Origin of the sequence: Acinetobacter sp. GD03645, from assembly GCF_029845285.1 — a bacterium.
GTDB classification, from domain to species: domain Bacteria; phylum Pseudomonadota; class Gammaproteobacteria; order Pseudomonadales; family Moraxellaceae; genus Acinetobacter; species Acinetobacter corruptisaponis.
Genome location: NZ_JAOCLL010000031.1, coordinates 1 through 24,657, shown reverse-complemented (window position 1 = coordinate 24,657; position 24,657 = coordinate 1). Strand labels below are relative to the sequence as shown.

Below are 24,657 nucleotides of genomic sequence, written 5' to 3'. Positions count from 1 at the left end.
TGGTGTTGTTGCGAAAGTAACTGCATAAGCCTCTAAGGTAATAAAAAAACACTCCTCTGGAGTGTTTTTTTATGTTTATTGTTAGACAAAGCTTTTGAAATAGTGTCCTAAAGTGATACCTACCTGTCCTAAACTGCACTTAATTGATACAAATAAAAACGTAATATAAAACTCAAGAAAATGAACAAAATGACTCAGTGAAGCATAGCTTCATTTAAAAGGAGTAGGCAGCATGAATGCTAAGGTAAATATTTCAAATCGCGCAGGCGCAAGTTTCCCAGTACGTCGTATGAATTTTGATTTTGATCAGGTTCCAGAATACTGGATGAACGGCTCGGCTGGCTTGACTCATTTCATGACGGCACTGTCTGCATTGTTTCCAGATGGTGAGAAATTATTTATTGATTCAGTTCGTGCTGTACGCTATCACCCAGCAATCAAGGACAATGAAGTACTGCAAAAAGAAATCAGTGCCTTTATTGGTCAGGAAGCAATGCATACTCAGGAGCATGTCGGTTTTAATGCTTCTGCCCAAAAATATGGACATGATGTAGCCTCTTTAGAACGCATTACAGGCCGCTATATCCAGTTTGCACGTAAGTACTTCGCTAAGGCAGTTAAACCATTTGGTATGACTCAGGAAATGGTTGATTTAACTGCGACAACTGCACTGGAACACTTCACAGCAACAATTGCGTCTGAATTACTGCGTAATCCCCATATTCAGGAACTAATGACTGATGACACCATGTCTTATATGTGGTTCTGGCATGCGATTGAGGAAAATGAGCATAAAGCAGTTGCTTATGATGTGTATGAAGAGATTTTTGGGCGTGGTGTGAAAGCCTATGCGCTACGCAATACCGCACTGGTGGTTGCGATGGTATTGATCTTCGCATTACAGTCTTATTTTGTTTTACGTCTATTAAATCGAGACAATAAACTGAATCTAAAAGAATTGGGTATGGTTTATAAATATGCCTATAGTCCATCAAAAGGTATTATTGCAGGCATGGCGGGTGAAATGTTGGCTTACTTTAAACCACGTTTCCATCCAAATGATCTGGATACTGTGCAGTTGCTTAAAGACTGGAAAGCAAAACTTGGTTTGTAATTTTGAGTTTATCTAGTTAACTGTATGTTAAGAAAGGACAATTTTTATTGTCCTTTCTTTATTTTCATTTTCAAAAATTATATTTTATATTCTGATTGGACAAATTTTCTTCCTATTGAAAAAGTGCTTTATTATTCTGGCTTTTTGCCTTGCGTCGAGAAAAATGATTTCACTCATCATCCTTTTTCTCTCCTCATGTCCCAAGATGATGTTTTTCTGACCTTATCTGCACTTATTTAACGCATGGGAAAGGGCGTATAACTAAAGAATAATAAATGATTAATAAAGAAATCTTCACGATAGGAGAGCGTAGTATGAATGCTAAAGTCAATATCTCAAATCGGGCTGGAGCGAGTTTCCCTGTACGCCGAATGGATTTTGAATTTGGTGAGGTTCCCCGTTATTGGGCAAATGGTGATGCAGCCCTCACACATTTTATGACGGCCTTATCCGCACTATTTCCTGAAGGTGAACAATTCTTTGTTAATAGTACCCGTGCAGTACGAAACGACCCTAAATTGGCAGATCCAAGATTGCAGAAAGAAATCAGTGCCTTTATTGGTCAGGAAGCCATGCATTCAAAAGAGCATGTGGCGTTTAATGCTTCCGCCCAGGCCTATGGCTACAATGTTCGTGAGATGGAGGATCAAACAGGGCGCCTGATTAACCGTACCATTGGAATTACCACAAAAATACTCAAACCTTTTGGTTTTACCAAGGAAATGATCAGCTTAACTGGTACCTGTGCCTTGGAACATTTCACCTCCACCATTGCAGAGGAGTTGTTGAGTAATCCTGATATTCAGTCCATGTTTATGGATGAGACCATGTACCATTTATGGATGTGGCATGCGGTTGAGGAAAATGAGCATAAGGCTGTTGCCTTTGATGTGTATGAAGCGATGTATGGTCAGGGAGCTAAGGCCTATTTTATACGTTCGCTGGCACTTGTGATTGCAATGGGGCTAATCTTTATTACCCAGTCCTATTTCACTGCAAAACTTTTGAAAACTGATGGCAAGCTCACATGGCGTGACACCAAATATATGATCAAGTTTATGTATGGCTATAAAGGTTTTATGACCCGCCAGATTCCAACATTGCTTGCTTTCTTAAGACCTAAATTCCATCCAAATGATGATGACACCACTGAACTGTTAAATAAGTGGCGTGCCGAACTGGGATTCAACCTGAACTAATGATAAATAGAAAATGGGCAAGCAAAATTGCCCATTTTTTTATTCAAATTTTGCATTAAATTGCTGATAATCTGCACCAGCATTTTATAAGGTAACAGTTCGTGATTCGATTGATGCAGGAAAGCGATATAGACCGTGTAGCTGAGATTGAGCGGTTGGTACAGACACATCCGTGGTCTAGGCAGCAGTTTCAGGAATCCTTGACCTCTTATCAATGTACCATTTATGAAAAAGCCAATCAGGTGGTGGGTTTTTGTATTTTACAGCCTGTGTTGGATGAAGCGAACCTATTGCTGATGGCTATTCATCCCAGCCAGCAGGGCAAGGGTTTAGGCTATGAATTGTTGGACTATTCAATTCAACAGTTAAAGAACAATCCAGTTCAGATTTTTCTGGAAGTGCGTGAAAGTAATATTTCTGCAATTCGCCTATATGAAAAAACGGGTTTTCATCAGATTGATCTACGAAAAAACTATTATCCAAATATTGATGGCTCAAAGGAGCATGCCGTGATTATGGTCAAGACATGCACCGATGATTTTGCAGCCTTATTTCAATAAGGCTATTTAATAATCAGGTTGTTCCATTCAGATGGAAGTGTGCTCATCAACGAGTTTCCAAGTTGCTGGATTTCGTTGTCTGAGAGTGGGCGGTTAAGCCTGCGCCACTGTCCATCAAGCAGTAACTCAAGTGGAGTATACTGGGATTTATAATTCATCTTGGATGAATGCGGCACCCAATAGCCTAGGTACAGATAATCAAGATTTAATGTGCGGACATATTCAATCTGCTTGAGGATGGCAAAAACACCGAGTGAACGCTTTTGTTCATCTGGATCAAAAAAAGTATAAACCGCTGAAAGTCCATCATCCATCAGGTCACAGGTTGAAACTCCAACCAGCCTTTGGTCTTTCCAAAGCTCAATAAAAAAGCTTTCCGTACAGCTATGCACCAGAAATTTCTCAAACTGGTCTAGACTGGCGGGATACATATCCCCATCAGCATGGCGTTCATTGATATAACGCTCATATAAATCGTAATGTTGTTGTGAGGCCTGTGATGTCGGCAGGATGCTCATTTGCAGGTCTTGGTTGCGTTTCCATGCCTTTTTCTGGCTGCTGTTCATTTGAAAGTCATTGATAGGTACACGGCAGGACAGGCATTGACGGCAAAGGTGACATTCGGGGCGATAGATAAAATCACCGCTACGACGAAAACCGACACGGGAAAGTTCAGATAAGGTGACGACATCAATCCGATGAATTGGGTCCAGAAACACCATGCGCGCTGATTTATTATCGAGGTAGCTACAGTCGTGCGGTGGCGTGATGTAATACTGTAAGTCATTTAAAAGGGACTTGGGTTGGTATGATTTCATGAATCTGTCCCTCCAAGGCGTTAGTCCATTAACCGTCTAATTTTGCATTAACTGCTATTGTTTTACTTGAAAATACACGTTCCTGATAGTTTTTCCAATTGATAGGGGGGGCAATAATTACATCTTGTAACGATTTAAGGTATGCCTGGCGAGAAATTGTACTGGCACCCAGACTGAGGAGATGATCGTTAACCAGTTGGCAGTCAATCCAGGGCAACTGATTTTCCTGTCCAATCAGCATCAAGGTATAGAAAGCCATCTTGGAAACATCGGTTTCGATACTAAACATGGACTCACCAAAACAGCCTTTGCCGATTGTGACCCCATACAAACCACCAACCAGTTTTTCCTGTTGCCAGACTTCAACACTATAGGCATAACCTGCTGTAAACAATGCACAATATCCCTGAATAATATCTTCACTAATCCAGGTTTCATTGGCATAGCTACGGGGCAGCGAGCAGGAGCGGATTACATCTTCAAAGGCATGATTGATGGTAATGCGATAGTCATGCTTTTTCATATTTCGCAGCAAGGATTTACTGGGTTTATAGGATTGTGGCTGGATAATGCAGCGAGGTTCAGGGCTCCACCAGCAAATTGGTTCATCCTCATTAAACCAGGGAAATAGGCCGTGTGTATAGGCTTCAAATAAAGTCGATGGAGATAAATCAGCACCAATGCAGATAAAACCATGACCCTCGGGATCAGCTTCCACAGGATTTGGAAAAATATATTGGGATAGGGGAAGTGGTTGCATAAGAAATGAGGTTAGTCAGAATAATTTTAAACTAACTGAACTGGAGAGCGTTGACAATCCATTGGACTGTCAACGTAAGATGAGGAGCAATAATTAATTCAGGTTGTCGAGGTATTTTTCTGCATCCAGTGCAGCCATACAGCCTGAACCTGCCGAGGTAATTGCCTGACGATAAACGCTATCCGCCACATCACCCGCGGCAAACACACCCTCAATGGAAGCTGCCGTTGCATTACCCGAAGTACCACTTTGAACCTGAATATAACCATCACGCAGGTTAAGCTGACCATCAAACATGCTGGTATTTGGTTTATGACCAATCGCAACAAACAGGCCCTGAACCTGAACGTCCTGTGTGCTGGCATCCTGGGTGGACTTGATACGCACAGCAGTTACACCCGTCTTGTCACCAAGCACTTCATCAACCTGATGGTTCCAGATGATACTGATCTTGCCCTCTTTTTCTTTGGCAAATAAATGGTCCTGTAAAATCTTCTCGGAACGCAGGCTGTCACGACGGTGTACCAGTGTTACATGCGCCGCAATGTTTGAAAGATAAAGTGCCTCCTCAACCGCAGTGTTACCACCACCCACAACCATGACATTCTGGTTTTTATAGAAGAAGCCATCACAGGTTGCACAGGCACTCACACCCTGACCCATAAACGCCGCTTCAGATTCCAGACCCAGATATTGCGCAGTTGCACCTGTTGCAATAATCAGCGCATCACAGGTGTATTCTTCCATGTCGCCTTTCAGAACAAATGGACGGGTTTTCAAATCGACTTCATTGATATGGTCATAGACAATTTCTGTACCGAAACGTTCAGCGTGGGCTTGCATGCGTTCCATCAATACAGGACCAGTTAATCCCTCTGGGTCACCTGGCCAGTTATCCACTTCAGTGGTCGTTGTTAACTGTCCACCAAGTTGCAAACCAGCAATCAGAGTTGGCTTGAGGTTGGCACGTGCCGCATATACCGCTGCACTATAACCCGCAGGGCCAGAACCCAGAATAATCAACCGTGAGTGACGAGCGCTCATTAAAGAACATCCTTTTTATATTGAAAATGCTAAAATTATACGTGAATCCACAGGGGAGTGGCGTAAATCCATGAGGATAATATTGATAAACTCAATCGAATTGGGCTATATCATCAATAGGGTTGTTGATATTTCGCCAGTGCTTTGCGATAAAGTCAACACGCCTACGATGTTAACAACAACAGTAAACAATCGTGCATCTTTTTTGTAAGAACGAGTGCATAATAGAGAGCGTATTGATTGAAGATTCTTGATGAGCTTCATTAATTCTAATGATAAATGAATTGGGTTACAGGACTGTATATGACTGCGGTGTCAAGTGTTTATGCACAACGCTTTTTAATGACATTATTTTTGATTTCTTTTGGCATTTACCTATTTCTTGCCACAGTGACCTATACACCATTTGATCCAGGATGGATGCATCTTTCCAGTGATACCCAGCAGGTTTCCAACGCCAGTGGGGTGGCAGGTGCCTGGATTGCGGACCTTTTGTTTGGCTTTCTAGGCTGGGCAAGCCTGCTGATTCCATTATTCCTGTTTATGGAAGCGATTCAGGTCTGGTGGCCAAGAAGTTTTCTAAATCGCCCGTTTCGTTATGCGGCCCAGTTTTTCCTGATTTTATCTTTGTCAAGCCTGTTGTATTTGCACTGGAATATGCCAGCGGACACGCTGGAAAATGCGGCGGGTGGCATTATCGGTTATGAGCTGGGACAGAGTTTATCGCAGTTGCTGACAATTTATGGGGCAACCTTATTCTTATTGGCATTTGGCATTGTATTGATTACCTTGGCATTTGGAATCCAGTGGGATAAAACCTGGGTAACATTGAAAAATACGCCCGCTTATTTGCAGGATCTGTTTTATAAAAATGTACCACAGACCGAGTCGGCCTATGACCTCACTGAACAATTGACCAAAGAAACACCTGCCATTAAAAATAAAGCTAAAACTGAGTCTGCGGTCGCGAGTATTCCTGAAATTAAAGCGGTTGATTTAGAACAGAATGATCAATCAGCTAAAGTGGATGATTCACATCATCAACAGGTGGCAGAAAGGTTATTTGCGGATGTGGTTGCGAAAGAGCAGCAAAGTGTCCAGTCAGAAGAAGCCCATGTCATTGAGGATTTTGAACAAACCTTGCAAAAGGCACATCAACTGGAAGCGGAAAGCCAACGCCTGATTCAGACGGGTGAGGTATGGCGTGCGCTGCAAAGCGATGATATTAGCCATAAACAGGAGATTGATGCGTTGTTAAAGGCCGCGGATGATTCTCATCAGCATGTGGCATCCTACAATACTATGCAGTCTCAACGGATTGAACCTACTTTGCAAAGAGAAAGCGGTAGCAATTTAGACTGGAATGATGACCAAATTTTTGATGAGTTGTTGGCTGCCGTTCCAAATAATAAAACTGCAACGCATACACCGTTTACACAGGAGGTTCCAGCACATTCAAACTTTCATGAACAAGTGGATGAGGTGGAGTTTGAAGCAGATATAGAGGCATTGATCGCAGAATCAACACAAACCACTGTAGTCAAGCCACATGCGTCTTCAGTTCAAAATGTTGTTCAGGAAGAGAAGCACAGTTCTACAAGTGAAGCGTTTGATGAGTTTAATGATCTTCTTGTTGAGGATGAGCAGGAAAATATAAGACCTCAAGCTGCAAGTTATGCTCAGTCCTCTGCTTTTGTAAAAGCGCCAATTGAAATTGCCACACCCAAAGAGACACTTTCCAAGGAAGCCTTTATTGAGGCTTGGCAGGAGACAGCAGGTAAAGCCGAACCTGATGCAGACCTAGATATTGAAGATGATTTTGATCTGGATGCACCATTAACCGATTCCTTTGGTCGTCCAATGTCACGTGCAATGCAGGTGGCGCAGAAACGCCGTGACTTACCAACCTTACCAGGTCTGGAACTGCTGGATGATGTTGATCCAAATAAAAAGGTGAACTTTACCGCTGAACAATTAGCCCGATTGTCAGAGCTTCTGGAAATCAAGCTACAGGAATTTAACGTCAAGGCACAGGTGGTGGAAGCCCAGCCAGGTCCAGTGGTTACACGTTTTGAACTTGATCTTGCGCCAGGAGTCAAGGCATCCAAAGTGACCAATATTTCGCGTGACTTGGCGCGTTCAATGTCAATGGCATCGGTGCGTGTGGTCGAGGTCATTCCAGGAAAACCATATATCGGCATTGAAGTGCCGAACAGCACGCGTGAAATGGTGCGTTTGATTGAGCTACTGGAAACGCCAACTTACCGCGATCCGAATAATTTAATTAGTATGGCGATGGGTAAGGACATTTCTGGTAATCCTGTCTTGACCGATTTAGCCAAGGCCCCGCATATGCTGGTTGCGGGTACTACGGGTTCGGGTAAATCGGTTGCGGTCAACTCGATGATCCTTTCAATGTTGCTGAAATATACACCTGATCAGTTGCGTTTAATTTTGATTGACCCGAAACAGCTTGAATTGGCCAACTATAATGATATTCCACACCTGTTAACGCCTGTTGTGACTGACATGAAAGATGCTGTCAGTGCATTAAACTGGTGTGTGAATGAAATGGAGCGCCGTTACAAACTGATGTCATTCCTGAAAATCCGTAAACTCAGTGACTATAACCGTAAGGTGGACGAGGCAATTGCCAATGGTGAGGACCTGATTGACCCAACATGGAAGGCAAGTGATTCAGTTGTGGGTGAGCGTGCACCGCGATTGACTCCACTCCCTTCGATCGTAATCGTTGCCGATGAGTTTGCCGATATGATCATGCAGGTTGGTAAAAAAGCTGAAGAGATGATTACCCGTTTGGCGCAGAAATCCCGTGCGGCAGGCATTCATTTACTGCTTGCGACACAGCGCCCATCTGTAGACGTGATTACAGGCCTGATTAAGGCCAATATCCCAACCCGTGTGGCATTACGTGTAAACAGTAAAATTGACTCACGTACTATTCTTGATGCAGGTGGGGCAGAGGACCTACTTGGTCATGGTGATATGCTATTCCTTGGACCTGGTAAGATTGAACCTGAACGTGTACATGGTGCATTTATTAGCGATGATGAAGTGAATCGTATCTGTGATGCCTGGCGTGAACGTGGTGAACCTGATTATGTCGATGAAATCCTGACCCCATTTGATGAAGAGCCAACATCCCGTGGTTTTGAGGATGGAGAGGGTGATCCAAGTCGGGATGCACTCTATGATCAGTGTGTATCTTTTGTACTGGAAACCCGTAAAGTATCTACCTCATCTATCCAGCGTAAATTTAGTTTGGGCTATAACCGCGCCGCCCGTATTGTTGATCAAATGGAAGAAAATGGGATTGTCAGTGCAATGGGGGCAAATGGTAAGCGAGATATTCTGGTTTAACGATCATATTCCATTAACAAAGCCTCTATTCTGAGGCTTTGTCGTTTTTATTTTCTTGTTTTTATATGGTAATAATCACGTTTTTTATTTAAGCTAACCCTTTAAGGTTTTAACATTGGGTTTGGCTATGTGGGTTGCATTATGTACGCTCATCTTTATTCATTTTTGTGCATTGATTACCCCTGGCCCAGATTTCTTCTTGGTTTCCCAGACTGCAATTAGTCGTTCCCGCAAAGATGCTGTATTGGTGGTTCTCGGTATTTGTTTGGGTGCGATGTTGTGGTCGTTATTGGCGCTCATGGGGCTGAACATTATTTTTGAAAAGATGGCATGGCTAAAGCAGGGCCTTTTAATTGCAGGTGGCCTGTATTTATGCTGGCTCGGTTTCCAGATGCTACGCTCAGCCTTTTCAAAAAGTGATGAAACGGTGAAGCAAATGACCCTACCTCAATCACCTTATCTATTCTTTATGAAAGGTCTGTTCACCAACCTGTCGAATCCTAAGGCAATTATTTACTTTGGTAGTGTATTTTCACTGTTTTTAGCCAATCCTTTATTTGACCAGCATCATTCCTTGCTTTTTATTATTGTGTCAATTGAGACATTCCTATGGTTCTTGTTGGTTGCCTTTGTTTTTTCCTTACCTGCATTTAGAACTGCATACCAAAACTTTGCCAAATGGATTGATGGCGTTTCTGGTGGAATATTTACGTTATTGGGTATTTATCTGATTGGTAACAATTAAGAAAGTGTTAATTGAATAAAAAATTAGACCTCTTGCTAAGGAGGTCTAATATAAAATAATGATTTTATTTATTTGGATGTTTGCTGGCTATTTAAGTAGGACAATATACGTTGCATGGCATTCATATCCTCAAAAATAATTGTAGTTTGCATATCATCTTTTTTAATGGTATGTGGGGATTTTAGAGGAATCTGGAAATATTTCCAGCTACCATTACTGTTTTGGACATAACCATACAGCCATGCGTATTCTTGGGTATAGGTGTATGAATAGGTCTGACCCGTCCACCAATCATACCAGTTATAGCTTTGTTGTTCTGCTCCCTTAAAAGTGATGTCTTTGCTTGGTAAATTGTAGAATGTCATACCGCCAGTATTGGAGAGTTGGCTATAGTAGCCTGACCAATCCTGATCATAAGCGGAGAAATAACCTTGAGCTTTGACCTGCACACTCATCAAGGCCTGTAAACTCGCTACTTGCCCACGTGTCAATGCAATATCCATAAGTTTTTGGTAGGCAGCTTGGTCAAGCTTAAATTTGGCATTGGGATCAGTTGGATGAGTATATTTAAGAACGGCTGTACGTTGAGCATCCGTTAATGACTTCATTCCACTGAGTAAAGTTGTGATTTCAGCTTTGGTAAAGCCCTGTGGCGCAGTTAGTAATATTTGAGCTGATGCATCACGAGGTTTAGGGAAATTACCTGTCACATTAATATTAACAGTACTACATGAATTGGCTGGCTTTGTTCCTTGACCGACAACTGTACCATCTGTAGTGATTAATGTGAAAGTAATCTCTTTACCTTTTGGAGCATTGTAAAGTCCAGTTAGGTCTGTAGAATTTCTTAAATAGAATGTGTTATATCGACCATAGTCTGAAAAATCAATATTGAGAAGAACGTATGGGGCAACAGAGAATGCCTTATTAAAGTTGATTGATAAAACAGGTGGGCATACTTCACTATAATGCCAATCCAGATTCCAGTAAGACAGATGTTTCACCTTGTAGGTCACATCAAAATTACCAGTCGCATTTTGCTTGAATGTACCGACCAATTCTTTCTGCCATAAACCGTTTGCCTCGTTATGACTCCAGACAGGAATTTTATCGCCATCTTTAATGGGCTGGTTGGTTTCAGGATTGATTAAGCCAGCAGGAGCCTGGATGGTCATTTCACCTTGGGCATTTTCAAGTAAATGTGCTTTCCGTCCTTGGCTATCCATAATGTCGACTGCCAATAAGCCCGCCGTGACAAAGTAGCCAGCCTGTGTATCCCATGAACTGGTTTGGCTGTTCCATGCGGTACGAACACGATCTGGGTTTAGACCACCTGGGAAGACCTCACCAATATTTTCAGTTTTGGGGCTAAAGTAACCAATACTGACCTGTAAATCACCAGTTAATGGTTCACCATTGCGGTCTTTCAGTACTGTGCCTGATGGCAGAGTAAAGGTCGCACTTGCACCTTTAGATGCAGTATCAGTTGTCGTTGCGGTGAGATTTAATGCGGTTGACAGGGTTCCTGTGCTATCCGCTTTGGCATCTTTTTGTACAGCTACTGCGACTCCAGCTGGTGGTTCAGCTTTATTGACTAGGTTGATTCGTATGAGTGTTAGATCTGAACCATTATATATAACATCAGTGCTTGAACTAAAATAACCATCTGCACTGGCAACTAACCGTAATTTAACTGGATTTGCTACAGTAGCATTTTTAACTGCATCCGCTTTTAAAAAAATGGTTGTTGAACCTGTATCATGTTTATTATCGGCACTACCAACGTTGGCACTTTCGTAAAGGTTGTCTCCAGTAACATCATCCGATGCGGTTAAGGTAACTTTCTGTGTAATTGGTTTTCCAGTTTTAGCATCTATAAACTCTATAGGGATTGCGACACGTCCACCCAACATATCCACACTGACAATACGTGTTTCTGGAGTAGGTGGAGGTGTATTGTTTGCTGCCTGATTTTCATTACCACCTCCACCGCAGGCAGTTAAAGTCAGCATGCAACTGAGTAATGTTGGAATAGAAAATTGTTTTTGCATAGTATTCCCCTTAATTGGAATAATTTTTTGGTTTTCTTGATTAAATACCTCTTCTAATGTATTCAAGAGACAGAGGGATGCCTATTCCTCAAATGGGGAATGATTGAGAAATTTTTACTGAATTTCTAATTGTAAAAGAGAAAGGAATAAAGATTTCTTATAAACACATTATAAATAAAGAGGAGTGGCTTGGTTGTGATAGTGGAAAAGCGGATATGGATAAGGGTCTGCAATCAAAATAATCATTATTTTGATTGCAGAATAGAAAGATAGCTTAAGCGAATTTTGCTAAAATTTCCAGAAAACCCTCTTTTTGGCGAGGATATTGTGCGATGACATCATGGATGCGCTGTCCCTCTGGATTGGTCGCATTCAGGTCACGGCCATCTGCCAGAAACTTGGTAATCAAACGCTCATAGTCATGTGGACGCATATGCTTGAACGCATGATAGAGCACATGGAAGTCAGCATTTACACCCGCTGGTGGAAGCTGGTTGAGGTAGGCAAACACACGCTCATCTGACCATTCTTCATTGAAAGTTGCTGGCTGTGATAATGCCATGACAATCTCCTCAGTTTTATAAAACAATAAAGGCAAAATCCTTAAAGTGGATGAAAGGAATGCTTTTCAAATCCACTCGCGTATTCTGCCTTTATTTGCGAAAAATCGCTAATGAAAAAACTTCTATCGTTCTTCAGGTAAATTGATATTCATCTCAAGCATTTCGATATTTGCTTCTGAACGAACTTGCATTTGGATATGCTGTTCATCCACCCCACGCACATAACGACTCACGACCTGCATGATTTCTTTCTTCATCTGGTCAATCTTGTCCTGGCTGAGACGACGGCCCAAGCCCTGTTCAGATGCAACAATTACTTTCAAACGGTCTTTGGCAGTTTGTGCACTTGATGGTTTTTCATCACCGCTAAACAGTTTACTCCAGAATCCTGCCATAGTTACGCTCCAAATAGTCTAGCCAACCAACCTTTTGGCTGCACTGCAATGTGTCGATAAGGACGGTCTTCGCCAAGGAAACGGGCAACCAGATCGTCATAGGCTTGCCCAGCTTTCGCTTCTGGATAAAGAATCACAGGTTTACCTTCGTTTGATGCCTGTAGCACGCTTGGACACTCTGGAATCACGCCCAAAGTCGGAACACGTAAAATATCTTTAGAAATATCATCAATGGTCAGCATTTCCTGTTTATCTGCACGTTCAGGGTTGAAACGTGTGATACACAGGTGCTTACGGATACGACCTTCATTTTGCTCAACTTTTTTGGTCTTGCTGTCAAGCATACCAATAATACGGTCAGAGTCACGGACTGATGAAATCTCAGGGTTGGTGACAATGATGGCTTCATCCGCATGGTACATGGCTAGAATCGCACCACGTTCAATACCCGCAGGAGAGTCACAGATGATATAGTCAAATTCCTGTGAAAGCTCGTCAATGACGCGTGCCACACCTTCATCACTCAGGGCATCTTTATCACGTGTTTGTGATGCAGGCAAAATGAACAGGTTTTCAATGTCTTTATCACGGATCAGTGCTTGCTGTAGGCGGGCTTCATTATTGATGACATTGACAAAGTCATAAACCACACGGCGTTCACAGCCCATAATCAAATCAAGGTTACGTAAACCCACATCGAAATCAATCACAACAGTTTTATGACCACGTAGGGCTAAACCCGTTGCAAAAGATGCACTTGTTGTAGTTTTACCTACACCACCTTTGCCTGACGTTACGACAACAATTTTGGCCACCGAATCCACTCCTATTTATGGTCATACGCCCCTAAAAGGGCTTTTTGGTGCTTTTTTGACTTAATCAGCTAAGTTAAAACTGTAAGGGTTCAAATTCAAGCTCTTGCTTGTTATTTAAATAAATATGTACAGGTTTTTTGATCATATCTTTGGGGATATCATCCGCCACACAATAGGTTCCTGCAATCGAGATCAGTTCCGCTTCCAAAGAATTGCAAAAAATGCGTGCTGAGCTATGTCCACCTGCGCCTGCAATGACTCTACCACGGGCATTGCCATAGATGTGAATATTTCCAGATGCAATGACTTCTGATCCACTATTCATGCCAGCATTCAGGATAATATCGCCCTGATCCTGTACCAAAGACTGGCCTGTACGCAAAATCTCATCATGATAAGAGGTGACATGCGTAACCGATGTGTTTTTTTGTGGTGTTTGTATTGCAGTGCTATTGACTGTTTTTTCAGGTGCATGGTCAACGACCTGCTCTTTAGAGGCCTTGATGCGCTGCAAGGGCTGATCCGTAGGCAGAACAGGGAACTGGATTGCACGTGCTTCATCTCCCAAGATACCATCAATCACCGCCATTGGCTGTAGACCCAAATCAATTAACAGTTGGATCAGGGCAATCAGCTCTTGCTCGACGGTACTGTCAATGATGACCAACGTCCCTAAATAAGAACCCTCATTGAGTGTGCTTGTCAGTTGCTGTCGGATTGCAGCATGGTCATTTGTGTCGAAAGTCAGTCGACTAAAATTCACCATTCTGCCCGTAATCCGTATATCAGCCATAATTTATCCTTCAGGGCTTTTTTAAGCACTCTATTGTATAAGGGCAATTGCCCTGCATATGTTGTAAATAAGAGCAAATGCTAGAACAAATTACAGCAATTCTCTAGCGTGATTGGTAAATTTTCTTGTCAACTTTCTGATTTTTTATCCAATTGATCGTATTCCTGCAAAGTTTGCTGCCACTGTTTGACCTTCACCTGCTTTCGTATCGCTTCAAGGCTTTCAAATACCACGGATTCCACCAGCTCTTCCAGATATTGGTTGTCAATGTTCAGTTCACTGACCTTTTCTGCGATAAGTTGATAGTTTTCATTGGGGCGATTTGGGGAACCTACTGTAAATGGCTCAATTAAACCCGCACTAATATTCTCCCCCAGACGTTGTCCAATACTCTGAATCTGCTGTTCAATCCGTCCCCCGACAATTGGAATCAAACGCAGCAGTTGTGTCAGCTCAGGTGTATCCTCAATCGCCTGATTAACGATGATGCCCACTTTCTGAGTAATCACAGGCTGTTGCTGCTGCAATGCCTTGGCTAGCGATTCCTGTAGCATGGAGGCAAGGGTGATGGTAAACAATTCACGATGATGATCAACTAGGTCGTGGATAATCTTTTTGTGCGTGGAGCTGGTTTCAAGTTCATGTCTGATACCATCAATCACGGTGATCACCACACGGTCAGACAGTTCTTCCATGATCACACGGTAATAAAACATCGCCTTAATGCGGATATTGTCTGGGATGACCTTGTAGCCAAGTTCATATAAACGGTAGGCGATGATACCTGCACGAAATAGACGTAGAAAACGCAGGTGTGGAATGATGGCTAGAATTTCATACCAATGGATAAAGGGAAAGAACCACCAGCGTGCATGATGTTTTTGCACAATTGAGAGCAGCCAGCGTACCACCAGCTCAATGATTAAAAAAATAATAAACCATGCTTCAGTGGTAATCACCCAGGGATGTAAATATGTACGATAGAACTCAAGGACACTGGGAAGGTGGATCGTGTTGAAAAACCATTCCCCGATGTTGCTCATGAGGAAAAAGTTCATGCCCAGACAGAACAGATTGAAAACAATAATAAAGACCATGAAAATGTCATAGGCGAGGAATAGCTTAAAAAACTTACTATTCGGATTCACGTAGCTATATTTAGAGTTTTGTCCTGAGTCCTGCTGGGTCATGTTCTTGTTTAATCCCTAAAGAAATTATGGCTTGTATTTGGATTTCATTTCAGTAATGAGTTGATCTTTTTCAGTCCAGACCTGATCCACCCAGTTTTGGAAACGTTCCCGATAAATAGGATCATCTTCATAATTACCACCAACAACCCAGTCAGGAATGTCAATTTGACGTAAATCCACTGCAATGCGTGGAACATCGCCAAGCCAGAAATCCCCATAATCTGGTACGCCGTCTGGGTAGACAATGGTCATGTCAACCAGCGCATCAATCTTATCTCCCAGAATATTCAAGGCCAATGCCAGACCGCCTGCTTTAGGCTTGAGCAGGTTTTTATATGGGGATTGCTGCTGTGCATGTTTTTCTGGAGTGAAACGTGTGCCTTCCAGATAGTTTAATAGCGTAAACGGCTGGCTCAATAACTGTTCGCAGGCTTTACGCGCCTCATACATATCTCGTGACTTAAGTTCAGGATTTTTTGCAATCTGTTCCTTGGTATGACGCTTCATCATGGGGAAGCCCAGGATTTTAAATGCCTGACCCACAAATGGAATGAAAATAAGCTCCCATTTGGTAAAGAAACGGGTGAGGGGCATACGGGTTAAACCAAAATACTGGTTCACCGTGGTGTCTACCCAGCTTTGATGATTGCAGATCATCATATAGCGACCCTGTAAATTGAGATTGAGCTTTTCATCAATGCTGATGTCCCATTTCAGGTTTGGGAGTACCTGTTCAATCAATTGGTTATTTACGCCAATCCAGCTATTGGCCAATTGAATATTGGTTTCGTCTACTTTTTTTGATTTTTTAAACAGCTTGGTAAAACCGAGTGCCAAGACAGGAGGGCCATGTAAAAACGTGCTTCCTGTAATAACCGAACCAACCGTGAGTCCTTTACTGACTTTTTGCAATAAGGATGCTTTTTTATGGGCAGTAGACATAAATCTAACCTTGAGTGCAGAGATTTAAAAAGATGTTCCAACTATAAACAACGGAAATTGAAATACAACTGTATATTTGAAGATGTTGACATTTTTTATGGATTTACCCATTTTCCGCAATTTTAGTCCACTTTATCATAAGTGAAGCATCGGGCATTTGAAGTATAAAGTTCTTAAAAAAATTATTGAGACATATGTCTCGTATTTTTAAAAATTTGATAAATTTAAAACAATGGAGGGAATATGAGGATTTTATGAAGTAAAATGCATCAAAATATTACAAAAAGATAAATAAATTGTTTATTATTAACAAAATATCAATGGTCTAGCTGAATTTTCTCATTCATTATTTCATCAGACAAAAATACATAGACAGGAGCTACGCAATGCGTGCATTAGTAATTTCAACACTCGTTGGGGCTGGATTGGTACTTTCTGGTTGCCAGACTACAGGTAATAACATTGGTGGCGTAGAATATGATAAAGCTGCCCTCGGTGCACTGATTGGTGCGGCGGCAGGTTATGGTGTATCCAAGGGTAATGCAAACAAGGCTTCACAAAACAACCGTGCGGCTGCAATTGGTGCGATTCTTGGTGGTGCTGGTGGTTTGTATCTCGACAATAAAGAGAAGAAACTACGTCAACAAATGGCTGGTACAGGTGTAGAAGTAGGCCGTAACCCAGATGGTTCTGTGCAGTTGATTATGCCAGGCAGCATTACATTTGACACCAACAAGTCAAACATCAAGCCAAACTTCTATGGCACCTTGAACAAAGTGGCGCAAACTTTGGCTGAAGATAACAAGAGTGCGATTCTTGTAACTGGTTATACAGACAATACAGGTAATGACTCAATCAACATCCCATTGTCTCAAGCGCGTGCTCAGTCAGTCAGAAGCTATTTGGCAAGTCAGGGTGTATCAGCAGGCCGTATTGATGCGCAAGGTTATGGTTCATCAAACCCAATCGCAGACAACAGCACTGCTTCTGGCCGTGAACAAAACCGCCGTGTTGAAATCAGCATTTATGCAAAACAGTAATCTTCTTTACTGATTTGTGGGAAACCAGCTTCGGCTGGTTTTTTATTGCCTAAAATTAGGGTGTTGGAATATTTAATATAACTAGTGCGACGAGTGGCGACGTATGGGGTGAGCGAGGCATCATAATTTATACATATCCTGAGATTTAGGATTAGGATTCTAAAACGGAGATGTCTATACTTAGTCTCGCAAAATCGGGCTCAAAAAACGAGGGGTATGTACGGATGTCGACTGGTAGTCAACTCAATGACAAGCAATATGAAGCCATGAAATATGTTCAAGGGCCTTTGTTGGTGCTTGCAGGAGCAGGTTCTGGTAAAACATCTGTGATTACCCAAAAAATTGCCTATTTGGTTAAGCAATGTGGGATACCTGCCTACCGTATTACCGCGATGACCTTTACCAATAAGGCCGCACGTGAGATGAAAGAGCGTGTGGGGAAACTACTTTCCCGTGAAGAGGCCAAAGGACTTTCCGTTTCAACGTTTCATACGTTCGGCTTGAATTTATTACGTTTGGAACTTAAACATTTACCGCTTAAAAATAATTTTTCCATTTTAGATGCCGATGACTGCAAACGTATCTTGATGGACTTGATGCAGCGTGACAACCTATCTGGTGCGGAGAGTAAGGAACTCATTGCCAAGGCAATGAAGAAGATTTCAGACTGGAAGAATGATCTCATCATTCCTGAACAGGCGCATTCGGTTTGTGAAACGGTTGAAGATGTTCAGCTTGCCCATTTGTATCAACTCTATGAACGTAACCTACGTGCCTATAATGCGGTTGATTTTGATGACTTGATCGTGATGCCAACCCGCTTGCTTCAGGAAAATGCTGAGGTGCGGGAAAAATGGCAGAACCGAGTTCGTTATTTGTTGGTGGATGAATATCAGGATACCAACACCGCCCAATATACGCTGGTCAAGCTTTTGGTCGGAGTGATGGGACAGTTCACCGCCGTTGGGGATGACGACCAGTCCATTTACGCATGGCGTGGGGCTAAGCCTGAAAATATGGCGTTGCTGAAAGAAGATTTTCATAACTTAAACGTGATTAAGCTGGAACAAAACTATCGCTCCACCAGCCGTATCCTCAAAGCAGCCAATGCCGTGATTGGCAATAATCCACATATCTTTGACAAGAAATTGTGGAGTGACAAGGGACATGGTGAAACCATTCGGATTATCACCTGTTTAAATGACGATGATGAAGCTGAACGGGTGGTAAAAGACCTGATTACGCATAAACTAATGAATGGCAAAAGCTGGAAAGACTACGCAATTTTATATCGTGGCAACTTTCAGGCACGGGTTCTGGAAACGCAACTACGCCAAATGCAGATTCCTTATAAACTATCAGGTGGCCAATCATTCTTCGCACGTGCTGAAATTAAGGATGTGATGAGCTATTTACGCTTAATTATCAATCCAGAAGATGACAGTGCATTCTTGCGTATTATTAACACACCTAAACGTGCCATTGGTCCTGTGACATTGGAAAAACTTGGCTTGTTTGCGCAGGAAAATACCCTGTCATTGTTGACAGCATCATCAGACCAGCGTTTGGCCATGGTATTGCCTAAAAAAGCAGCCACACAATTACATGAGTTTGCAGAGTTTATTGCCACTTTTACCCGTGAATTACTGGATGATGATGCGCCTGTGCCGAAAGTTCGCCAGATGATCAATGAAGCGGGCTATATTGATTATGTGCGTGAACAGGCTGCGACCCCTGCACAGGAAAAAACCAAACTCGACAATATTGAGAGTCTATATACCAGTATTCAAAACTTATTGAACCGTACCGATGATGTTGATGAGAAAAATATTGAAAGCGTGATTCGCAAGCTGGTGTTGTTGGATATGTTGGAGCAGCAACAGGAAGAAGAAGATACCGACAAGGTCAATTTATTAACCTTGCATGCGGCAAAAGGTCTGGAATTTCCGTATGTGTATATGATTGGTCTGGAAGAAGAGTTATTGCCGCATAAGAACTCGATTGCGGCTGAAACAATTGAGGAAGAACGCCGTCTGATGTATGTGGGAATTACCCGTGCGCGTCAGGGTCTAACTCTGACTTTGGCTGAGCAACGCAAGAATGGTGGGCAGATGCGTCAAATGACTCCAAGCCGTTTTCTGGATGAATTGCCACAGGATGAACTGGAGTGGCATGGTCGTAAAAAGAAACTTGCCCCGAATGTTGATCCGAAAGAACAGGCTCAACAGCATCTCGCCAATTTAAGAGCTTTATTGAAACGTTAATAAATCATCAGTAGGAATTTGTCATGAAAGTTCAGGTTAAAGTATTAGATGCCCGTTTAGGTCAGGAGTGGGCGATGCCTGCTTATGCAACTACAGGTTCAGCAGGTTTAGATTTACGCGCCTGTTTAGATGAAGCGATTGAGATTGCGGCGGGTGAAACGGTTTTAGTCAAAACTGGTCTGGCCATTTATATTGAAGATCCAAACTTTGCGGGCTTGATCTTGCCACGTTCGGGTTTGGGCCATAAGCATGGCATTGTATTGGGCAATTTAGTGGGTTTAATTGATTCGGATTACCAAGGTGAGTTGATGATTTCTGTATGGAATCGTGGACAAAACACTTTCCGTCTGGAGCCAGGTGAACGTTTGGCACAATATGTTTTAGTGCCTGTGGTACAGGCAGAATTTGAACAAGTTGAAGAATTTGTTGCAACCGAACGCGGTGCAGGTGGTTTTGGGCATACAGGTAAAAACTAAGTTTACGATTTACTGTAATATTAAAACAATATTTCGATGAGTCATGTATATTCTAAATAGAAATGAATAAAGGTAATGAAAGTAACGATTAAACCTTTTAATCGTTACTTTTTTTATAATGTATGTTTTTGACTATTAAGAGGAGTTTTATGTGAATATACAACAAATATTTCCTCTGAATATTTTTCGTGCCTACGATATTCGTGGAAAGTTGTCTCATCTGACACCGAATATTATATGTTCCATTGCCCATGCTTTAGCCCAACAATATAAATATGCCGAGCAGAATCAAATTGTGATTGGCTATGACGCACGTTTAACCAGCCCAAGCTATGCCAATATCATTCAAAAAGTATTAGAGCGACAAGGCTTGAACGTGACTAATATAGGTTGCTGTTCATCGCCGATGATGTACTATATTGCCCGTGATTTTGGTGGGAATGGCATTATGGTGACTGCCAGCCATAATCCCAAATCGGATAATGGCATCAAGTGGATTTTAAAGGGTGAACCACCAAGTCCAGAAACCATTCAACAGGTGGGGCAGTTAGCCCAAGTCTCTATATCCATGAATGATGATCTTTATGTAGAGGCTATTCCTCACCAGTTTAACCCGCAATATTGTCTACAATATCAGCAGTCGCTACTGAATGATATTCAGTTGCTGCGTCCCTTAAAAATTGTTCTGGATGGTTTACATGGTTCAGCGGGACACTGCGCCAAACAGGTCTTGCAGAAATTGGGCTGTGAAGTCATTGCCTTGCGTTGTGAGGCGAATGGCCATTTCCCAGACCATGCACCTGACCCATCCCATGCTGCCCATTTGCAGCAATTACAGGCCACGATTATTGCTGAAAAAGCGGATATGGGCATTGCCCTTGATGGGGATGGTGATCGGGTGGTATTGCTGGATGAACAGGCACATATTATTAGTCCTGACCGCCTCATCTCTTTATTTGCGCAAATGTGTTTACAACAACATCCGCATAAAGAAATCGTGTTTGATGTGAAATGCTCTCGGATGGTTGCTGATACGGTGGGGCAACTTGATGGTCAGGCCAAAATGATCCGTACGGGCAGCAGTTTCCTGCGTGCCTATTTGTCCAAATCGCAAGGTACAGCAGTATTTGGTGGTGAATATGCAGGCCACTATGTATTTAATGATGGACGTGGTTTTGGCTATGATGATGGCTTGTATGCAGCATTACGAGTGATGGAATACCTCACTCAGTCCAATGCTCAAAGTCTGTCTGAATTACTCAGTGTTTACCCTGAACGATATTGTACCGAAGATACCTACATCAGTACGCATGAAGTCAATCCTAAACAGGTTTTGGATGACATTGAGCTTCTAAGCCATCATTTAGGCGCTCGTTTAAGTAAAATTGATGGGGTAAGGCTTGATTTTGACGATGGTTTTGGCATTATTCGAGCATCCAATACAGGTGAGTACTTCACTGTCCGCTTTGATGCAGATCATCCAGATCGGTTAACTGAGATTCGCCAGAAATTTGTTTCTATGCTGCAACATCAATATCCACAAATTGCACAAGAACTCGCACAGGCTTAATAAGGAGAGGGCGCATGCCACACGAGCATATCGGCATTGATAAAGCAAAAATTTTGATTGAAGCTTTGCCGTATATTCAGCGTTTTGCAGGAAAAACGCTGGTGGTCAAATATGGTGGCAATGCCATGACCGATCCAGAGCTGGAAAGTTCATTTGCTCGTGACATCGTATTGTTGAAAACAGTGGGTTTAAATCCAATTGTGGTCCATGGTGGTGGTCCACAGGTCGATTCATTGTTGAAGCGTCTTGGGCAGGAATCTGACCGTATTGATGGGATGCGTGTGACTGATGCCGCCACCATGGAAGTGGTTGAAATGGTTTTGGGTGGTAGCGTCAATAAGTCCATTGTCAACCTGATCAACCAGCATGGTGGCCGTGCCATTGGTTTAACGGGTAAAGATGGCAACTTGCTGCGTGCCCGTAAATTACTGATGGAAAAACAGGAAGCCGACGGTTCAGTCACTCAAATTGATTTGGGGATGGTGGGTGAAGTCACAGGTGTTAAAACAGATGTACTGGAAATGTTTACTCAGGGTGACTTTATTCCAGTAATTGCACCTTTGGGTGTGGATGAGCAGGGTAATACCTACAACATCAACGCAGACTTGGTTGCAGGTAAAGTAGCGGAAGCATTGGGTGCTGAAAAACTGATTCTCTTGACCAATATCACAGGGGTACTGGATGAGAATAAAAACCTGTTGACTGGACTGAGTACGCAAGAAGTTGACCGCCTGATTGAGACTGGCGTGATCTATGGTGGCATGATTCCTAAAGTGGGCTGTGCACTGGATGCGGTGAAAGGTGGCGTGGTCAGCGCACACATCGTTGATGGCCGTGTTCCACATGCCACCTTATTGGAAATCTTTACCGATCATGGGGTCGGTACTTTAATTACTAATCGAGCAAAACACTAGGATTTTGCAAATAAAAAGAGGCCTCATGCAGGTCTCTTTTTTCGTCATCATCTGTTCATGTTTTATTCATTGAAGTGTCATTGAAGCGATTTAAGGTAACTCTAGTCATAAGGAGCTTTCATTATGCTAGAAAAATTAAATCAGTATCGTCATACACTGACTTCACCTTTACGCCAGAAACCATCGCAAAACCAGTTTCGTTTTGAGTGGGTGGATAACCTAAAAGAATTACAACAAGTACAACGCTTTAGGGCAGCACAGTTTAGCCATCAGTTTGGACTGTCCTTTGAGGATGGCCTGGATCAGGACCTTTATGATTTTGGCTGTGAACATGCGGTATTACGTGAAAAATGGACAGGCGAAATTGTTGCCTATACCCGCCTCAAGTTGTTTCAGGGGCATGAAATTGGGCAGAGCTACAGTGCTCAGGAATTTGAAATCATCCCTCATTTATCCCATTTACCAAACGTTTTGGAAATTGGTCGTACCTGTGTCCATCCACAGTTTCGATCTGGCAAGGCATTATCCATGCTGTGGCTGAATCTTGCCCCTAAAGTGCTTTGGTCGATGCGTGCCAAATATCTCATGGGCTGTGTCAGTATTCATCTGGAGGATAATCTGGCACGTGCCTATTATACTCATCGCCAGCTTCAGCAGTTGACGGATCATCAAAGCATTGACATTCGTTCCAAGCGTGCCTTTGAACCAGAACGTCCTGACTACAGTTTTCCGCAGGATGAAAAGATGCCTAAGCTATTTCAAACCTATTTGGGCATGCAGTCCAGACTATCCAAACAAGCCTTTTATGATGAGGATTTTAAATGTCTGGATTATTTTGTATTTCTGGAAGTGAACAAGATCGCCACCTCATTTGTGATGAATAAAATGGCGCAACGGTAGGGATTATCACACTTGATTTAATAGTGCGCACATATTCAGATTTACAATGCATCTGAACCTCATGCACAATAGGCATAGATGTTAGCAAGTTAAAAGATATGTGCCAGCTATTAGGAATGAATTGCGCCACCCCCACAGACATTACCTTTTCTTTTCGTGGTTTTTCCCAACGAGCTGGTGTCACGTCTGATCACTGTGATGGTTTTGGGATTGCTTTTTTTGAAGATAAAGCCTGCCGCCTATTTGTCGATAATCAATCTGCGGTTGAATCGCCAATTGCGGATTTAATTCGCAACTATCCGATTAAGTCCCGCAATGTGATTGCGCATATTCGTAAGGCCACTCAGGGTAAAATCACCTTGGAAAATTCACATCCGTTTTTACGTGAGTTATGGGGACGACACTGGATTTTTGCCCATAATGGCGATCTACATGATTTTAATCCCCAACTCAGTGGTCGTTTTGAACCTGTGGGCAATACCGATAGTGAACGTGCATTCTGTTACTTGCTGGATCAAATGGTTGAAACATTTGGCTATACCGAGCCTTGTATCGAAAAAGTCTTTTTCCTTTTAGAACGTATTGCGCCGCAGATTGCTGAGTTCGGTACGTTCAATTTCTGCCTGTCTAATGGCAAGGCACTGTTTAGCTATGCAACCACCAAGCTGCACTGGCTGGTACGTGAATACCCATTTCAGCATGCCCACCTGATTGATCTGGATGTCGAGGTTGACTTTAGTGAGGTGACCACGCCAGAAGACCGTGTGGCTGTGATTACCACTGAACCTTTAACGCATAATGAAGCGTGGAAAGCGTATCAGCCTGGAGAAATGATCTTGTTTGAACATGGTCATCCGATTAAACATGCTTTAACGCGGGTTGAGCGTCTTATGCGAGAAGCTGAAAATCCAGCATTAAAGCGCATAACCAGGGCAGACCAATATTAGGGAAGAAAACAACAGAATGGCTATTATTTCATTCAGATATTGTAGAGGGTATTCATTTTATAGATTTAAAAACACTTGCTGGTTTTAAGGTGGGTTATGGGCGTAAAAAGGATATTTCTGATTTAAAGTTGATAGCACAATACCTTGAAAACCTGAATATTGGGTTTTAATACTAA

The 24,657-nt window shown here is 42.4% G+C and carries 22 protein-coding genes; 12 read left to right on the top strand and 10 right to left on the bottom strand.

Annotated features, from left to right (window positions below; translation table 11 throughout):
- Nucleotides 1-232 precede the first annotated feature (232 nt).
- The 3 genes from N5J47_RS17320 (at nt 233) to rimI (ending at nt 2,873) form a co-directional block, all read left to right on the top strand.
- On the top strand, nt 233-1,114 hold the full coding sequence (locus N5J47_RS17320) for a metal-dependent hydrolase (RefSeq protein ID WP_279961223.1): 882 nt from the start codon (nt 233-235) through the stop codon (nt 1,112-1,114).
- A gap of 314 nt (nt 1,115-1,428) precedes the next feature.
- Complete coding sequence (locus N5J47_RS17315) at nt 1,429-2,313, top strand: metal-dependent hydrolase (RefSeq protein WP_279961224.1); 885 nt, start codon at nt 1,429-1,431, stop codon at nt 2,311-2,313.
- A gap of 101 nt (nt 2,314-2,414) precedes the next feature.
- Nucleotides 2,415-2,873, top strand: a complete 459-nt coding sequence (gene rimI / locus N5J47_RS17310; RefSeq protein ID WP_279961225.1) for a ribosomal protein S18-alanine N-acetyltransferase — start codon at nt 2,415-2,417, stop codon at nt 2,871-2,873.
- Nucleotides 2,874-2,875: 2 nt separating this feature from the next.
- On the opposite strand, the gene N5J47_RS17305 is transcribed toward rimI, so the two are convergent.
- The 3 genes from N5J47_RS17305 to trxB all read right to left on the bottom strand — a co-directional run bounded on the left by N5J47_RS17305 (nt 2,876) and on the right by trxB (nt 5,495).
- Nucleotides 2,876-3,691 (bottom strand): arginyltransferase, encoded by an 816-nt coding sequence (locus N5J47_RS17305; protein ID WP_279961226.1) that lies wholly within the window; start codon nt 3,689-3,691, stop codon nt 2,876-2,878.
- A 28-nt stretch (nt 3,692-3,719) separates the two neighbouring features.
- Nucleotides 3,720-4,451 carry a leucyl/phenylalanyl-tRNA--protein transferase gene (gene aat / locus N5J47_RS17300; RefSeq protein WP_279961227.1) on the bottom strand — a complete coding sequence of 244 codons (732 nt, stop codon included), beginning with the start codon at nt 4,449-4,451 and terminating at the stop codon, nt 3,720-3,722.
- A gap of 93 nt (nt 4,452-4,544) precedes the next feature.
- Nucleotides 4,545-5,495, bottom strand: coding sequence for a thioredoxin-disulfide reductase (gene trxB / locus N5J47_RS17295; RefSeq protein ID WP_004761805.1), 951 nt, complete (start codon nt 5,493-5,495; stop codon nt 4,545-4,547).
- Between the two features lie 303 nt (nt 5,496-5,798).
- On the opposite strand from trxB, the gene N5J47_RS17290 reads away from it, so the two are divergent.
- Nucleotides 5,799-8,876, top strand: a complete 3,078-nt coding sequence (locus N5J47_RS17290) for a DNA translocase FtsK (protein WP_279961228.1) — start codon at nt 5,799-5,801, stop codon at nt 8,874-8,876.
- Between the two features lie 127 nt (nt 8,877-9,003).
- On the top strand, nt 9,004-9,621 hold the full coding sequence (gene rhtC, locus N5J47_RS17285; protein WP_279961229.1) for a threonine export protein RhtC: 618 nt from the start codon (nt 9,004-9,006) through the stop codon (nt 9,619-9,621).
- A gap of 68 nt (nt 9,622-9,689) precedes the next feature.
- Here the strand turns inward: rhtC and N5J47_RS17280 are convergent, their stop codons facing one another.
- The 7 genes from N5J47_RS17280 to N5J47_RS17250 all read right to left on the bottom strand — a co-directional run bounded on the left by N5J47_RS17280 (nt 9,690) and on the right by N5J47_RS17250 (nt 16,370).
- Nucleotides 9,690-11,672, bottom strand: a complete 1,983-nt coding sequence (locus N5J47_RS17280) for a hypothetical protein (RefSeq protein ID WP_279961230.1) — start codon at nt 11,670-11,672, stop codon at nt 9,690-9,692.
- A 274-nt stretch (nt 11,673-11,946) separates the two neighbouring features.
- Nucleotides 11,947-12,234: a PA4642 family protein gene (locus N5J47_RS17275; protein ID WP_279961231.1), complete on the bottom strand. Its 288-nt coding sequence runs from the start codon at nt 12,232-12,234 to the stop codon at nt 11,947-11,949.
- A 123-nt stretch (nt 12,235-12,357) separates the two neighbouring features.
- On the bottom strand, nt 12,358-12,630 hold the full coding sequence (gene minE, locus N5J47_RS17270; protein WP_279961232.1) for a cell division topological specificity factor MinE: 273 nt from the start codon (nt 12,628-12,630) through the stop codon (nt 12,358-12,360).
- A gap of 2 nt (nt 12,631-12,632) precedes the next feature.
- Nucleotides 12,633-13,445: a septum site-determining protein MinD gene (gene minD / locus N5J47_RS17265; protein WP_004682801.1), complete on the bottom strand. Its 813-nt coding sequence runs from the start codon at nt 13,443-13,445 to the stop codon at nt 12,633-12,635.
- 73 nt (nt 13,446-13,518) lie between these two features.
- Nucleotides 13,519-14,238 carry a septum site-determining protein MinC gene (gene minC, locus N5J47_RS17260; protein ID WP_279961233.1) on the bottom strand — a complete coding sequence of 240 codons (720 nt, stop codon included), beginning with the start codon at nt 14,236-14,238 and terminating at the stop codon, nt 13,519-13,521.
- Between the two features lie 128 nt (nt 14,239-14,366).
- Nucleotides 14,367-15,428 (bottom strand): preprotein translocase subunit SecA, encoded by a 1,062-nt coding sequence (locus N5J47_RS17255; protein WP_279961234.1) that lies wholly within the window; start codon nt 15,426-15,428, stop codon nt 14,367-14,369.
- A gap of 24 nt (nt 15,429-15,452) precedes the next feature.
- The gene (locus N5J47_RS17250; protein ID WP_279961235.1) at nt 15,453-16,370 is read right to left on the bottom strand and encodes an acyltransferase; all 918 of its coding nucleotides are present in this window, start codon (nt 16,368-16,370) and stop codon (nt 15,453-15,455) included.
- Between the two features lie 386 nt (nt 16,371-16,756).
- Between N5J47_RS17250 and N5J47_RS17245 the strand changes: the two genes are divergently transcribed.
- From N5J47_RS17245 to N5J47_RS17215, 7 genes are all read left to right on the top strand, one after another.
- Nucleotides 16,757-17,410: an OmpA family protein gene (locus tag N5J47_RS17245; RefSeq protein WP_279961236.1), complete on the top strand. Its 654-nt coding sequence runs from the start codon at nt 16,757-16,759 to the stop codon at nt 17,408-17,410.
- A gap of 224 nt (nt 17,411-17,634) precedes the next feature.
- Nucleotides 17,635-19,674 carry a DNA helicase Rep gene (rep, locus tag N5J47_RS17240; RefSeq protein WP_279961237.1) on the top strand — a complete coding sequence of 680 codons (2,040 nt, stop codon included), beginning with the start codon at nt 17,635-17,637 and terminating at the stop codon, nt 19,672-19,674.
- A 23-nt stretch (nt 19,675-19,697) separates the two neighbouring features.
- Nucleotides 19,698-20,150, top strand: coding sequence for a dUTP diphosphatase (dut, locus tag N5J47_RS17235; protein WP_279961238.1), 453 nt, complete (start codon nt 19,698-19,700; stop codon nt 20,148-20,150).
- A 151-nt stretch (nt 20,151-20,301) separates the two neighbouring features.
- On the top strand, nt 20,302-21,720 hold the full coding sequence (locus tag N5J47_RS17230; RefSeq protein ID WP_279961239.1) for a phosphomannomutase/phosphoglucomutase: 1,419 nt from the start codon (nt 20,302-20,304) through the stop codon (nt 21,718-21,720).
- 14 nt (nt 21,721-21,734) lie between these two features.
- Nucleotides 21,735-22,634, top strand: a complete 900-nt coding sequence (gene argB / locus N5J47_RS17225) for an acetylglutamate kinase (protein WP_279961240.1) — start codon at nt 21,735-21,737, stop codon at nt 22,632-22,634.
- A 123-nt stretch (nt 22,635-22,757) separates the two neighbouring features.
- The gene (locus N5J47_RS17220; protein WP_279961241.1) at nt 22,758-23,534 is read left to right on the top strand and encodes a GNAT family N-acetyltransferase; all 777 of its coding nucleotides are present in this window, start codon (nt 22,758-22,760) and stop codon (nt 23,532-23,534) included.
- A 98-nt stretch (nt 23,535-23,632) separates the two neighbouring features.
- Nucleotides 23,633-24,481 (top strand): class II glutamine amidotransferase, encoded by an 849-nt coding sequence (locus N5J47_RS17215; RefSeq protein WP_279961242.1) that lies wholly within the window; start codon nt 23,633-23,635, stop codon nt 24,479-24,481.
- Nucleotides 24,482-24,657 lie beyond the last annotated feature (176 nt).